The sequence below is a fragment of the Pectobacterium araliae genome (assembly GCF_037076465.1).
GTDB classification, from domain to species: domain Bacteria; phylum Pseudomonadota; class Gammaproteobacteria; order Enterobacterales; family Enterobacteriaceae; genus Pectobacterium; species Pectobacterium araliae.
In genome coordinates this window covers 2,365,006-2,377,034 of record NZ_AP028908.1, presented here as the reverse complement: position 1 = coordinate 2,377,034, position 12,029 = coordinate 2,365,006, and the positions used below count along the sequence as shown (strand labels likewise).

Here is a 12,029-nt window from a genome sequence, read left to right as displayed (position 1 = left end):
TTACATACTCCCCCTGTTTGGCTGTTCTATACTCAGTAATAAGCAAGATAAGTTTTACTGGCAGATGAGATAGATAGGGGGAAAGAAAAATGATGGGTCTCAACCTGGTTTCTCCAGTGTCATATTACTCCATGCCTGACAAACCCGATCATGTCCAAGGCATTTCCCGCTCGTCGCAATTGTCTGGTTACCCTAATCAGGACGCGTCTACCCGAACTCGAACAACGTACGAAAATAGCGGTTCCGTATTTAAGCCACCCATCGCCGATGGGATTAATCGCCCAACGGCAAATAACCAGCTTAATGTTTACGTTTAAGACGATATCAAGCGGATAAAAATGGGCAATCACGTACTGTAAACAATCGTTTTCGGTGCGTGTGTTGCCCTTTTTTTCTTACTTTATTTGCATCAAATCCTCTTCAAAAAGCATCTTCTATAGTAGTCATTACGCTAGGGATAGTCGGTTTAATCGCGTGTTTATTAGTGTGTAGGCTTCCTAAATTTCGTCGCTTTTGTGTTTCCATGAGCATTGGAATGGCAAATATTTCTATGAGAGATAACAGATGAAGAAATTAGTTAATATTGCATTAATAAGAAGATTTACTGTTATTGCACTATTTGTTTTTTCAGCATCGGCATGCTCGTTGAATCAGGGTAATAGCCATTTCGAAAAAGCATTGCTCACGCCTGAACAGATCAACGAAGCAATCGTTTATCAAAAGGATGCAGATAAAAATAGCGATGTTGAACCAAAAGAGGGGGAAAAATGGTTTAACGTCATCTTAGGGCAAGAGCCCATTATCATTAGCGCCACCCATGCTACCGAACCATTTCGGGATGGAAAATATCGTTTCTCTGATGGAGGGGGAACGGCAGCTCTGGCAATCATGTTGGGAAAACTGACGGGTTCGACGGTCATCTATACAACAAAAGCCTCTCCTTCAGACCCCAACTACTACGATAATAATGATTATAAAGCGAGGCTAGCCGAATTAATAAAATCACAAAAGCCGAAACTCATTATTGATATCCACGGCAGCCACCCTTACCGACCCTATGATGTTGATATCGGAACCATGAAGGGAAAATCTCTGCTGGGTAAAGACGAACTGGTGACCGAACTCATCGCCTCATTGCGAAATGAAGGTATTTCCAATTACTCAAACAACTATTTTGCCGCTTCCAAGAATGAAACCGTCACAAAGTTCGGCGCAGCACATGGCGTACCAACGATCCAACTTGAGGTCAACAGCGTTTGGATGGTGCCAAGTGAGGGTAATTATGAATCACATCGGTTTGCGCAATTGCTCCAGGGCATGGTTCGTTACGTCAATAGCGTAAAATGACAGTCGAACACGCCTGACTGAATCACGTCGATCGGTTTATCTGTTGTGAATCGCCAGCCATTCTTTTGATTTGCTAATCAGGCTCTTGGCCGATTAGAGTACAGGCAACTTCCGCTCCTATCTCAATAGGGTTTTATTCCTGACGATAAAACCACAGGCAAAATGCAACATGGCCTTGTAATTTTCAGACTTCTTTTCCCATCGGGTCAGGATCAGATCAAGACTCTCTTTGCACCAGTTGCGAAACCAGAGTTCGAACTTCGCCGCTACGGCTGGCAGTAAATTCTCGTCGCGCAGATCGTTAGTTTTCCGCTCACAATCACACCCCCATGACTAAAATGTTGCCTATCGACATTTTTTAGTTATTAATATATCGAATAACAACATCCCAAGGAAACCCGGCCATCATGGATACACTCTCTCAGACCATTAGCCAGGAACAGAATAGCGACACCGCCAATCTCGCGGATTTGCCGTTGCCGGATATGCTGGTGCTGCTTAATCAACACGATGCTTGCGTTCCGCAGGCAATTAGCCAGGTTTTACCTCAGGTGGAAACCGCAGTGCGCCTGATTACGGCGCAGATGAAAAAGGGCGGTCGGCTCTTTTATGTCGGGGCGGGTACCAGTGGACGCCTTGGGGTGCTGGACTCCGCTGAGTGTCCGCCCACGTTCGGCACCGATCCTGAGCTGATTCAGGCGGTGATCGCGGGGGGGATGGACGCCATGCTACGCGCCGTGGAGAACGTTGAAGATGATCGCTCTGCCGCAGTAGCAGCACTACACAGCCGAAAACTGGTAGCGGAGGACGTGGTGCTGGGTATTGTCGCCAGCGGTCGCACGCCGTTCGTGCTGGCAGCCCTCGACTATGCCCAAGAGGTGGGGGCTAAAACCATCGCCCTTACCACTCGCGGCCTCAGCGCTATTTCGCAGCAGGCTGATATTGCCATCGCGCCGGACGTGGGAGCGGAGGTGCTCTCCGGTTCGACCCGCATGAAGAGTGGTTCGGCACAAAAGATGCTGCTCGGGATGATTAGCACCGCCGTAATGACACAGCTAGGCAAGGTGCATGGCAATTTCATGATCGATGTGGAGGTGTCTAACGAAAAACTCTACCGTCGCGCGGAATATATGGTGTGTCAGATTTGCTCCATTGACGAGCCGGGCGCCAGAGCCCTGCTGCAATCGGTAGGGTACAGCGTGCGTGCGGCGGTGCTGCGCCAGCTACTGAACCTGACCCCTGAAGAGGCGCTGACCCGAGCCGCAGAGCCATTTCGTACGTTAACATCACAGCTAGGGGCCGGAGGGAAATATGGCGAATAAGATAGAGCACCTGGAAGCGGTAGCGGATGCCATTGAGCAGAATATTGGCGGTTTTGGTAACGTCGTCACGCTGACGAACTGTATGACCCGGGTACGCATCGTGCTGGCCGATCGCACACAGTTTAATGCCGACGCGCTGCGTAAAACCGAGGGCGTCAAAGGCGTAGTGGATGCAGGCGAGCAGTTTCAGATTATTGTCGGGATGGGTACGGCTGCGAAAGTTGCGGGAGTGCTCAATAAGAGGCGTGGCGGGTCGGACTCCGCCCCAGCGGCATCAGCGGAGAGGAAACCTTTTTCCGTACGCCGGGCACTTAACACCCTGGCGGCGATTTTTGTTCCAACGATCCCGGCGCTGATTGGTTGTGGTCTGATCTTGGGCCTGATCAACGTCGTGAAGCTGCTGTTTCCGGGTTTGGTGACCAGCCATCAGGAGCTGTTCACGCTGTTCACCGTTATCGGCAAAGCGGTCTTCGCTGTACTGGCCGTAATGATTGGCATGAACACCTCGAAAGAGTTACAGGCCTCCCCGGCGATTGGTGCGGTTATGGCGGCAATCCTTACCGCTCCGGATCTGGCGGGTATTAAGCTGGTCGGTTTTGCCCTGACACCGGGTGGCGGAGGCATTTTTGCCGTGCTGCTGGTATGCGCGTTTGCGGCGAAGTTCGAACTCTGGTTTCGCAACTGGTGCAAAGAGAGTCTTGATCTGATCTTGACCCCGATGGTGACGATTATGATCTCTTCGATAGTGGCGCTACTGGTTCTGCAGCCTGCGGCCCATGCGGTCAACCTCTGGCTGGGTAATTTGGTTTCGCTGGCCTTGCTCAACCACTCAGCGGCATCGGTGATTGTCGGCGCGGTGCTGGGCGGCGGGTTCCTGCTCCTGTTGCTGACTGGGTTGCATCAGGGGCTGATCCCGATCCACGCTCAGATTCTTGACACCTTTGGTCTCAATTACCTTTTCCCGATCCTGGCTATGGGCGGGATGGGGCAGGTGGGGGCTGCCGCTTATGTCTATCTGAAGACGAAAAATCCACGCCTGAAAAAAACCATCGCCGGTGCGCTGCCAGTGGGGATTATCGGCGTCGGTGAGCCGTTGCTGTTTGGCGTGTCGCTGCCGCTGGGTAAGCCCTTTATCGCAGGCTGCATCGGCGGCGCTGCGGGTGGTGCGGTTATTGCGGCCTGCAAGATTGGCATCATTATCCCGTTCGGTACTGCCGGGTTATCGCTGTTGCCACTTGTGGGGCCGGGCCAGATCCTGCCTTTCCTGTTGGCGGTAGGCTGCGCCTGGATCGTCGGTTTTATCGCGGCTATGCTGCTGGGCTTTACCGACCCAACAGAGTAATTCGGGAGATTTATGGAAACTGTTATCAGCAAAATCAGGGCGTTGGTGCATACCGGAAAGCCCGGCGAGCGGGCAATATCGACCTTTATCATTGAGCAGGGGTTTGACCTCTCCGCGATGAGTGCCACGCGCGTGGCGCAGGCTCTGGAGATCAGTGACTCCACGGTGATTCGCTATGCCAGAGCGCTGGGCTGCAAGGGTTTCCCCGACCTGAAGCTGCAGTTAGCCGCCGCAAAGCCTGACAGCGCTGCAGTCAGGCAGGAGATCTATGAGGGGATTGAGGTCGGGGACAGTACCGCGCAAATCGTGGCGAAATCGAAGCGACTTTTCACCAGCAAGATAGAGCAGTCGCTGGATTTGATTGAACCTGAAGTGATAGACACCTGTGCGCAGCTACTGGTTAACGCCCGCAGGATTGTGCTTGTGGGAATAGGCTCCTCCGCCTTTATTGCGCTCGATATGAACCACAAGCTTATTCGCTGCGGTCTGAACGTGTTGTTTAACTATGACTATCACACCCAACTGGTACAGGCGTCGCTCCTGTGCCCTGGTGATGTGCTGCTGGCTATTTCGGCCCGAGGTGAGAGTGAAGAGGTGATAGAGGCGCTGAACCTTGCCCGCGACAACGGTGCGCAGACTATTGCCCTGACCCGCTACGGCAAAAACAGGGCTGGCGCGCTGGCGGAACACGTTATCGCATACAGCTACACCGAAGCCCATGAAAAGCTGGGTATGGTGACGCCGCAGATCTTACAGATGATTGCCTTTGATGTTCTTTTTTTCAAAATCAATAGCCTGATCTCTCATGACAGCATGCAAACCGCCATGAGCGCTGTAGACAGGCATCAGCAAAAGCGAGGTTAACAATGAAGTGTGGACTGTATCTCGGCGCGACACTGCTGCTCGTAGCGGGTGTTTGCCAGGCTAAAAACTATGCCATCGTCTATACCGACAGCATTCATTCATTGCAGGATGCCGCACAGGAGAGTGTGTGGACGAAGGCTAATGTGCTGACGGACTTTAGTTTCCCGTGGAAAAATGCTCCGGCGCCGAAAACTGAGTTTCGCGCTCTCTGGACGCCAGAGGCCATCTGGTTCCGCTTTGACGTCGAGGATCATGATGTCCAGGCAGGCAACCAGCCGGATAAGGATGAAGCTGTGCTGGCCTCCGACCGGGTGGAGCTTTTTTTCTCCACCGGCCAAGCCTTGCAGCCTTACTACACCGCAGAGATGGACTCACGAGGCCGGGTGTTTGACGCAAAGGCTGAGTTCTATCGTAAAGTCGACCAGACATGGAACTGGCAATCGCTGAAAATTGTCGCCAGTCCGATGCCCAATGGCTATCGGGTCGTGGGAAAAGTGGATATCAAAGAGCTGGATACACTTAAACTCTGGCAGGACAAAGACCGTAAAACCCTGATGTGCGCCATTATGCGTGGGGAATTCAGCGCTGACGGACAGGGTGGGCAAAAACGGGAGTGGATAAGTTGGGTCAAACCGGATTCTGCGAAGCCCGATTTTCATATTCCTTCCGCTTTTGGCACCTGTTCATTGGTGAAATAAATTTTCCTGTAAGGAGCACATCATGAAAAAAACAAAGAAGCTTAACACCGCTGTGCTGATCTCCGGCGTACTCAGTGCCGCGCTTTATACACTCCCTGCTCAAAGCCAGCCAGTAGATAATATGACACCAATGCCGACCAGAATAACCACGAACTGAATATGTTCAGAGCAAATTACTGGCAGGCGAACGGTGGCGAGGCTGGCTGGATTGATACCTTTCACGAGAAAGATCCGATGATGAAGGTATTCAGCATCGACAATATTATTGTTTCAAAAAATATTGAGATCTCGGATGTGAAATCGATCCGCTCGACACTGTCGGATCACTATCCGCTGATTGCCAAGCTGACGCTGAAATAGCGGCATGCCAGGCTCCAAACCTGCCCAATCAGAATTTAACCCGCTGGGAATGAATCAGGTGTGAGCGGTGGGGTGGAGAAAGGGCCGAAAGGAAAATGCCGAGAATCAGCACAATAGCGCCGAAAAGCATTCCCAGTGAGCTACTGATGTCCCTCTGACCTCCCTGTGCTGGATGACGCAGGGTATATCAGCAGTTAGACGTTCGCAGTTCTGAAAGTCACAAAACTGCGACAGTGAAAAGGAGTCCTGATGAAGATTTCCCGCCTCGGAGAAGCACCGGATTACCGTTTCTCACTGGCAAATGAACGTACCTTTCTGGCTTGGATCCGCACCGCGCTTGGATTTCTGGCTGCGGGTGTGGGGCTGGATCAACTAGCTCCGGACTTTGCCACCCCAGTTATTCGCGAATTGCTGGCACTATTGCTGTGTCTGTTTGCCGGTGGTCTGGCGATTTATGGCTATCTGCGCTGGTTACGTAATGAAAAGGCAATGCGATTGAAGGAGGACCTGCCATACACTCACAGCCTTTTGGTAATCAGCCTGATTTTGATGATCGTGGCGATGATTGTGATGGCGTTGGTGCTATATGCCGGATAGCCGTAAAGCGCGCCGTATCACCGATCCGGGGCTTCAACCGGAGCGCACGTCACTGGCCTGGTTTCGTACCCTGCTGGGATATGGTGCACTGATGGCGCTGGCGTTAAAACATAACTGGCCTCAGGCTGGGGCTCTGTTCTGGGTCTCTATTGCCGTGCTGGTTGCGGTTGCTACCATTCTCTGGTGCTATACCCGTAGCCGAAATTTGCTGGATGTGGTGCATTACGATTTTTCTCAATCTCGCGTAGTATGTGACAAACTTATGATTTCCCTCGCGGTGTTATCCCTCGCAATACTGTTTGCTGTTACGCACATTCGCCAGTTTATCGTATTTATCGGGAGTTTTGCATGACAGGATGTCAGGTCATGGTCAAATTGAACCAGCCTGTAACAGGGAGTCGTCTGTTCAAAAAACAGGCTTAACGTACAATAATGGCTGCATCACCACTGATAATGGCGTGATATAATTGGTTAAAATTTTCTGCTATGCAGGCATTAGTCGTTACAGGCAGAGTAAATTCCCCGCCGTGAACTTCCCCCTGGTTAACAGTGATGATATCACCCGCTACAGTAATTGTGAGAAGCTGAATGGTATGTTGGCGCACGATGTCAGCGTTTTTCCTGTCGCAGTTGGTCGTGTTGCTCAAGTTCATAATCGATAAACGCACCGATCATCGTCCGATAGACCTTTTCGATAATCACTTCGGGAAGTCCTGCTTCAGTTGCCTGTTTACATACTTTGTCGATTACCTGTTGGACGCGGTCTGGAGCGCGAACGGCTGAGTGGTCAATTTTGAAAGCTGCAGCAGCTTTAACACATTCGCTGCGTTGCGCGATCATCTTAACCAGTTCACGATCAATTTGATCGATTCGATTTCTAACATCATCAATTGACAAAAATTTCATCTTCATTCCATCTGACTAGTACGCGAGTGTGTTAGCTTACATAAAATTTCGATTAAATACAGTTTTGAACCTGAAAGGTACTGGCTGAGAGGACGATATGTGAAGTAAAACTTATCCAGAAGCTCGCTGCTATTGATATAGTGATGAATTTGTGAGGCTGAAGTTCGCTCCTCGCTCAATGCAGCCTGTCAGATTTGATGGTGTTCTGCCCGCGATTCGTTTCTGTTATCGGGATGACGATCAAATGGGCGGGTTACCGTACGGCCCGTTCTGAATGGAATCTCTGACCTGCAATTCCGACAAGAACAGATTTTCTTTCGAGAAGTAGCCGCCGTCCAGCATCGCGATCAGCCGGTTAATGACTTCGTTGATCATATCGCTTACTGGATCTTTAACGCTGGAGAGAGACGGCTTCAAAAACGGCGCGGTGGGGATATCGTCGAACCCGACGACAGAAACCTCATGCGGTACGGCAACGCCAGCGTCATCCAGCGCTTTTATCGCACCAATTGCCATATCGTCATTGCTGGCGAGAACAGCGCTGAACGAGACCCGGCTATCGCGCAGGGCGTTAATGGCGAGCGATCCGCTGCGCGGTGTCCATTTTCCTTTCACAATCAGCTCGTCCCGTACCGCAATATTGGCCGCCGTCAGGGCATCTTTATAGCCGGAAAGGCGTTCGATAGCCGTTGGCGAATCCAGCGAACCGGTGATAAAAGCGATATCTCTATGGCCGCGTGCGATCAGATGCTGCGTGGCGTTATAGCTGGAACCTTGGTGATCGCAGCAGATGCAGTGGCTCTGGTGTTTACGCAGTTTACGGTTGACCACCATGATCGGCTGCTTGTGTTTCTCGATGATGTCGTCCATTTCATCCACGTTGAGAAAACGGGGATAGATGATGATCGCATCACAACGTAACCCCAGCAGGAATTGAATCGCGGCTCTTTCTTCATCGGCGCTGTGTTTGCCGTCGACCAGAATCAACTGACGCCCGTTGTCTTCCAGCTTCTTAGCGGCCTGTGACAGCAGTTCGTTAAAGTAGCTGCCGTTATAGAGCGTGTTGGTCACCACCAAACCGATGCAGGCTGATTTGCTGGTCGCCAGATTCCGCGCCAGTAAATTTGGCCGATATCCCGTCTCCTCAATGGCCTGATAGACCAGCGCTTTGGTTTCTTCACTGGTATAGCCTTTGCCCGATAGCACGCGCGATACCGTCGCTTTTGATACGCCTGCTTTCTTCGCCACTTCCTGCATTGTCGACATGGAGCATCCTGACACGTTGAACACGGTGACCATTTTACACTGGCAGACGCTGGGTGATAAGGACAGAACCGACGAGAGTGGGACAGGTATCACCATTTGTGGCGATCGTGATCACATAAGTAAAATATTAATAACAAAAATATTGAAATTACATTCACATATAAACACTATCATGTGGAACCGGTTACCTATCAGTATTTCATCACGCTGCATGAAGCAGGGATACCGGCATGAATACGTTCATAACTGTATGAAATTGAATAATAAATATGCATTTGCTAAACAATGAGTTCGCGGTGAGCGATTTGTTGAAACAGGTGTAACGTGCGCGATTACGAGAGATTGTCTATCCATGTCAAAGAATTATGCGGCTGTATCCCGTTCGATTGTCGATGCCATCGGGGGGGCTGATAACATCGCTGCCGTGACGCACTGTATGACGCGTCTGCGCTTTGTGCTGAAAGATAATGATGCGGCGAATGTAGCTGAACTGAAGGCCATCAGCGGCGTGTTGGGTGTCGTGAAAAACGATAATCAGTGTCAGGTCATCATCGGCAACACGGTTTCTCAGGCCTACGCTGAAGTGGTGAAATTACTGCCAGAAGGCGTTGAGGTTGAAAAAGCCGAGCCAGTGAACAATAAAATTACGCTGCGACGTATTGGCGCGGGCATTCTGGATGCGCTGATTGGCACGATGTCACCGCTCATTCCGGCGATTATCGGTGGCTCGATGGTGAAATTGCTCGCTATGATCCTCGACATGACTGGGCTGTTTGAAAAGGGTGCCTCGACGATCACGATTCTGAACGTGATTGGTGACGGCGCGTTCTTCTTCCTGCCGATCATGGTGGCGGCGTCTGCGGCGGTAAAATTCAAAACCAATATGTCGCTGGCAATTGCCATCGCTGGGGTGCTGGTGCATCCGACGTTTATCGATCTGATGGCAAAAGCGGCACAGGGTCAGCAGGTGGTATTTATGGGGCTTTCCGTCACGGCGGTAAAGTATACCTACACCGTGATTCCGGCGCTGTGTATGACCTGGATTCTGTCTTACATTGAAAAATGGGTAGACCGCATTACGCCAGCGGTGACCAAAAACTTCCTGAAGCCGATGTTAATCGTGCTGATTGCCTCCCCGATTGCCATCATGCTGATCGGCCCGATTGGGATCTGGATTGGTAGCGGCATTTCTGCGGTGGTGTACACCGTGCATGATTATCTGGGCTGGCTGTCCGTTGCCATCATGGGCGCTATCTGGCCGCTGCTGGTGATGACAGGTATGCACCGTGTGTTTACGCCGACGATCATTCAAACCATCGCTGAGACGGGTAAAGAAGGTATGGTGATGCCGTCTGAAATCGGTGCGAACCTGTCGCTGGGTGGTTCTTCACTGGCCGTCGCGTGGCGCACCAAAAATCCGGAACTGCGCCAAACGGCGCTGGCTGCGGCGGCATCGGCTATTGTTGCCGGGATCTCTGAACCCGCGTTATACGGTGTGGCTTTACGTTTGAAGCGTCCGCTGATCGCCTGTTTAATTACCGGTTTTATTTGTGGTGCCGTTGCTGGGATCGGCGGTCTGGCAAGCCATTCAATGGCCTCGCCGGGGCTGTTCACCAGCGTACAGTTCTTCGACCCTGCCAACCCGATGAGCATTGCCTGGGTATTCGGCGTTATGATTCTGTCCGTCGTGATTTCCTTCTTCGTCACCTTGTTGCTGGGCTTTGAAGACATCCCGGTAGAAGAACAACCGGAAGAGAAACGCGTACAGAGCGACAAGGCTTCCGCGCCGCAGCACGCAGCGAACACGAATTAAATGAAGCATTAATTAGCTGAAGTACGAAGGAGAACAGCGTATGTCTGCATCAACATTTCCCAATGGGTTCTTATGGGGGGGCGCGATTGCGGCCAATCAGGCAGAAGGCGCGTACCTCGAAGGCGGTAAAGGGCTGACGACGGTGGATATGATTCCGCACGGTGTGAATCGTCTGCCGGTGAAACTGGGGCAAGAACCGCGCTTTGCGCTGCGTGAGGATGAGTTTTATCCCAGCCATCAGGCGATCGATTTCTATCATCGCTATAAGGAAGATATCGCGCTGATGGCAGAAATGGGGTTCACGGTGTTCCGTACCTCCATCGCCTGGAGTCGGCTTTATCCGAACGGAGATGAGCAGACGCCCAACGCAGACGGCATCGCCTTTTATCGCGATGTGTTTGCCGAGTGCAAGAAGTACAACATTGAGCCGCTGGTGACGCTGTGCCATTTCGATGTGCCGATGCATTTGGTTACCGAGTACGGCTCATGGCGTAACCGGAAAATGGTGGAGTTTTTTGCCCGCTATGCCCGAACCTGTTTTGAAGCCTTTGACGGGCTGGTGAAATACTGGCTGACGTTCAATGAAATCAATATTTTGTTGCATAGCCCGTTTTCTGGCGCGGGACTGGTGTTTGCCGATGGGGAAAATCAGGAGCAGGTGAAATACCAGGCTGCGCACCATGAACTGGTGGCGAGCGCGCTGGCGACGAAGATTGCGCATGAGGTTAACCCGGACAATCAGGTTGGCTGTATGCTGGCTGGCGGTAATTTCTATCCATGGTCGTGTAAACCGGAAGATGTCTGGGCGGCGCTGAATAAAGATCGGGAGAACCTGTTCTTTATCGATGTGCAGGCGCGTGGCACCTATCCGGCGTATACCGGGCGATTGTTTAAAGATAAGGGCATCACGATTGCCTCTGAACCGGGCGATGATGAGATTCTCAAGAACACGGTGGATTTTGTGTCCTTCAGCTATTACGCCTCGCGCTGCGCCTCGGCGGAGATGAACGAGCACAACAGCAGCGCGGCGAATATCGTGAAATCGTTGAAGAACCCGCACATCAAGGCGAGTGAATGGGGCTGGGGAATCGATCCGCTGGGTCTGCGCATCACCATGAACATGATGTATGACCGCTATCAGAAACCGCTGTTTTTGGTGGAGAATGGACTGGGTGCGAAGGACGACATTAACGCGCAGGGCGACATTGATGATGACTATCGCATCAGCTACCTGCGCGAGCACATCAGCGCGATGGCGGACGCGATTGGTGACGGTATTCCGGTCATCGGCTATACCTCATGGGGCTGCATCGATCTGGTTGCTGCTTCTACCGGTGAAATGAGCAAACGTTATGGTTTCATCTACGTCGATCGCGACGACCGGGGCGAAGGGACATTAGCCAGAAAGAAAAAGAAATCGTTCTACTGGTATAAAAAGGTCATTGCCAGCAACGGAGCTGACCTGAGCTAAATGCGATAAGACTACTCAGTGATTCCTGCTATAGCCCCTTGAC

General features: G+C 51.5%; 14 protein-coding genes. 12 read left to right on the top strand and 2 right to left on the bottom strand.

Annotated features, from left to right (window positions below):
* Positions 1-89 precede the first annotated feature (89 nt).
* From AACH44_RS10790 to AACH44_RS10740, 10 genes are all read left to right on the top strand, one after another.
* Positions 90-317, top strand: a complete 228-nt coding sequence (locus AACH44_RS10790; protein WP_261849579.1) for a hypothetical protein — start codon at positions 90-92, stop codon at positions 315-317.
* Positions 318-564: 247 nt separating this feature from the next.
* The gene (locus AACH44_RS10785; RefSeq protein WP_261849578.1) at positions 565-1,347 is read left to right on the top strand and encodes a hypothetical protein; all 783 of its coding nucleotides are present in this window, start codon (positions 565-567) and stop codon (positions 1,345-1,347) included.
* Between the two features lie 407 nt (positions 1,348-1,754).
* Entirely contained in the window at positions 1,755-2,669 is a 915-nt protein-coding gene (gene murQ, locus AACH44_RS10775) for an N-acetylmuramic acid 6-phosphate etherase (RefSeq protein WP_261849577.1), read from the top strand.
* A complete protein-coding gene (locus AACH44_RS10770) occupies positions 2,659-4,011 on the top strand; it encodes a PTS transporter subunit EIIC (RefSeq protein ID WP_261849576.1) in 1,353 nt (450 codons plus the stop codon). Before murQ ends, AACH44_RS10770 begins: the two co-directional genes overlap by 11 nt.
* A gap of 12 nt (positions 4,012-4,023) precedes the next feature.
* On the top strand, positions 4,024-4,875 hold the full coding sequence (locus tag AACH44_RS10765; protein WP_261849575.1) for a MurR/RpiR family transcriptional regulator: 852 nt from the start codon (positions 4,024-4,026) through the stop codon (positions 4,873-4,875).
* Between the two features lie 2 nt (positions 4,876-4,877).
* Positions 4,878-5,573 carry a sugar-binding protein gene (locus tag AACH44_RS10760; RefSeq protein WP_261849574.1) on the top strand — a complete coding sequence of 232 codons (696 nt, stop codon included), beginning with the start codon at positions 4,878-4,880 and terminating at the stop codon, positions 5,571-5,573.
* A 22-nt stretch (positions 5,574-5,595) separates the two neighbouring features.
* Complete coding sequence (locus AACH44_RS10755) at positions 5,596-5,730, top strand: hypothetical protein (RefSeq protein WP_261849573.1); 135 nt, start codon at positions 5,596-5,598, stop codon at positions 5,728-5,730.
* Between the two features lie 2 nt (positions 5,731-5,732).
* Positions 5,733-5,933 (top strand): endonuclease/exonuclease/phosphatase family protein, encoded by a 201-nt coding sequence (locus tag AACH44_RS10750; protein ID WP_261849572.1) that lies wholly within the window; start codon positions 5,733-5,735, stop codon positions 5,931-5,933.
* 249 nt (positions 5,934-6,182) lie between these two features.
* Positions 6,183-6,530 carry a YidH family protein gene (locus AACH44_RS10745; protein WP_261849571.1) on the top strand — a complete coding sequence of 116 codons (348 nt, stop codon included), beginning with the start codon at positions 6,183-6,185 and terminating at the stop codon, positions 6,528-6,530.
* Positions 6,520-6,882: a DUF202 domain-containing protein gene (locus AACH44_RS10740; RefSeq protein ID WP_261849570.1), complete on the top strand. Its 363-nt coding sequence runs from the start codon at positions 6,520-6,522 to the stop codon at positions 6,880-6,882. Before AACH44_RS10745 ends, AACH44_RS10740 begins: the two co-directional genes overlap by 11 nt.
* A gap of 257 nt (positions 6,883-7,139) precedes the next feature.
* Here the strand turns inward: AACH44_RS10740 and AACH44_RS10735 are convergent, their stop codons facing one another.
* Together AACH44_RS10735 and AACH44_RS10730 are read right to left on the bottom strand one after the other, a co-directional pair.
* Positions 7,140-7,436 carry a chorismate mutase gene (locus AACH44_RS10735; protein ID WP_261849568.1) on the bottom strand — a complete coding sequence of 99 codons (297 nt, stop codon included), beginning with the start codon at positions 7,434-7,436 and terminating at the stop codon, positions 7,140-7,142.
* A 240-nt stretch (positions 7,437-7,676) separates the two neighbouring features.
* On the bottom strand, positions 7,677-8,702 hold the full coding sequence (locus AACH44_RS10730; RefSeq protein ID WP_261849567.1) for a LacI family DNA-binding transcriptional regulator: 1,026 nt from the start codon (positions 8,700-8,702) through the stop codon (positions 7,677-7,679).
* Between the two features lie 352 nt (positions 8,703-9,054).
* On the opposite strand from AACH44_RS10730, the gene ascF reads away from it, so the two are divergent.
* Positions 9,055-10,515: a PTS cellobiose/arbutin/salicin transporter subunit IIBC gene (ascF, locus tag AACH44_RS10725; protein ID WP_261849566.1), complete on the top strand. Its 1,461-nt coding sequence runs from the start codon at positions 9,055-9,057 to the stop codon at positions 10,513-10,515.
* A 40-nt stretch (positions 10,516-10,555) separates the two neighbouring features.
* The gene (locus tag AACH44_RS10720) at positions 10,556-11,986 is read left to right on the top strand and encodes a 6-phospho-beta-glucosidase (protein WP_261849565.1); all 1,431 of its coding nucleotides are present in this window, start codon (positions 10,556-10,558) and stop codon (positions 11,984-11,986) included.
* Positions 11,987-12,029: the final 43 nt, after the last annotated feature.

What these genes read in the sequence shown, in the direction of transcription:
- AACH44_RS10790 (WP_261849579.1), top strand. Translation starts at nt 90, where the DNA reads ATGATGGGTCTCAACCTGGTTTCTCCAGTGTCATATTACTCCATGCCT.
- AACH44_RS10785 (WP_261849578.1), top strand. Translation starts at nt 565, where the DNA reads ATGAAGAAATTAGTTAATATTGCATTAATAAGAAGATTTACTGTTATT.
- murQ (WP_261849577.1), top strand. Translation starts at nt 1,755, where the DNA reads ATGGATACACTCTCTCAGACCATTAGCCAGGAACAGAATAGCGACACC.
- AACH44_RS10770 (WP_261849576.1), top strand. Translation starts at nt 2,659, where the DNA reads ATGGCGAATAAGATAGAGCACCTGGAAGCGGTAGCGGATGCCATTGAG.
- AACH44_RS10765 (WP_261849575.1), top strand. Translation starts at nt 4,024, where the DNA reads ATGGAAACTGTTATCAGCAAAATCAGGGCGTTGGTGCATACCGGAAAG.
- AACH44_RS10760 (WP_261849574.1), top strand. Translation starts at nt 4,878, where the DNA reads ATGAAGTGTGGACTGTATCTCGGCGCGACACTGCTGCTCGTAGCGGGT.
- AACH44_RS10755 (WP_261849573.1), top strand. Translation starts at nt 5,596, where the DNA reads ATGAAAAAAACAAAGAAGCTTAACACCGCTGTGCTGATCTCCGGCGTA.
- AACH44_RS10750 (WP_261849572.1), top strand. Translation starts at nt 5,733, where the DNA reads ATGTTCAGAGCAAATTACTGGCAGGCGAACGGTGGCGAGGCTGGCTGG.
- AACH44_RS10745 (WP_261849571.1), top strand. Translation starts at nt 6,183, where the DNA reads ATGAAGATTTCCCGCCTCGGAGAAGCACCGGATTACCGTTTCTCACTG.
- AACH44_RS10740 (WP_261849570.1), top strand. Translation starts at nt 6,520, where the DNA reads ATGCCGGATAGCCGTAAAGCGCGCCGTATCACCGATCCGGGGCTTCAA.
- AACH44_RS10735 (WP_261849568.1), bottom strand. Translation starts at nt 7,436, where the DNA reads ATGAAATTTTTGTCAATTGATGATGTTAGAAATCGAATCGATCAAATT.
- AACH44_RS10730 (WP_261849567.1), bottom strand. Translation starts at nt 8,702, where the DNA reads ATGTCGACAATGCAGGAAGTGGCGAAGAAAGCAGGCGTATCAAAAGCG.
- ascF (WP_261849566.1), top strand. Translation starts at nt 9,055, where the DNA reads ATGTCAAAGAATTATGCGGCTGTATCCCGTTCGATTGTCGATGCCATC.
- AACH44_RS10720 (WP_261849565.1), top strand. Translation starts at nt 10,556, where the DNA reads ATGTCTGCATCAACATTTCCCAATGGGTTCTTATGGGGGGGCGCGATT.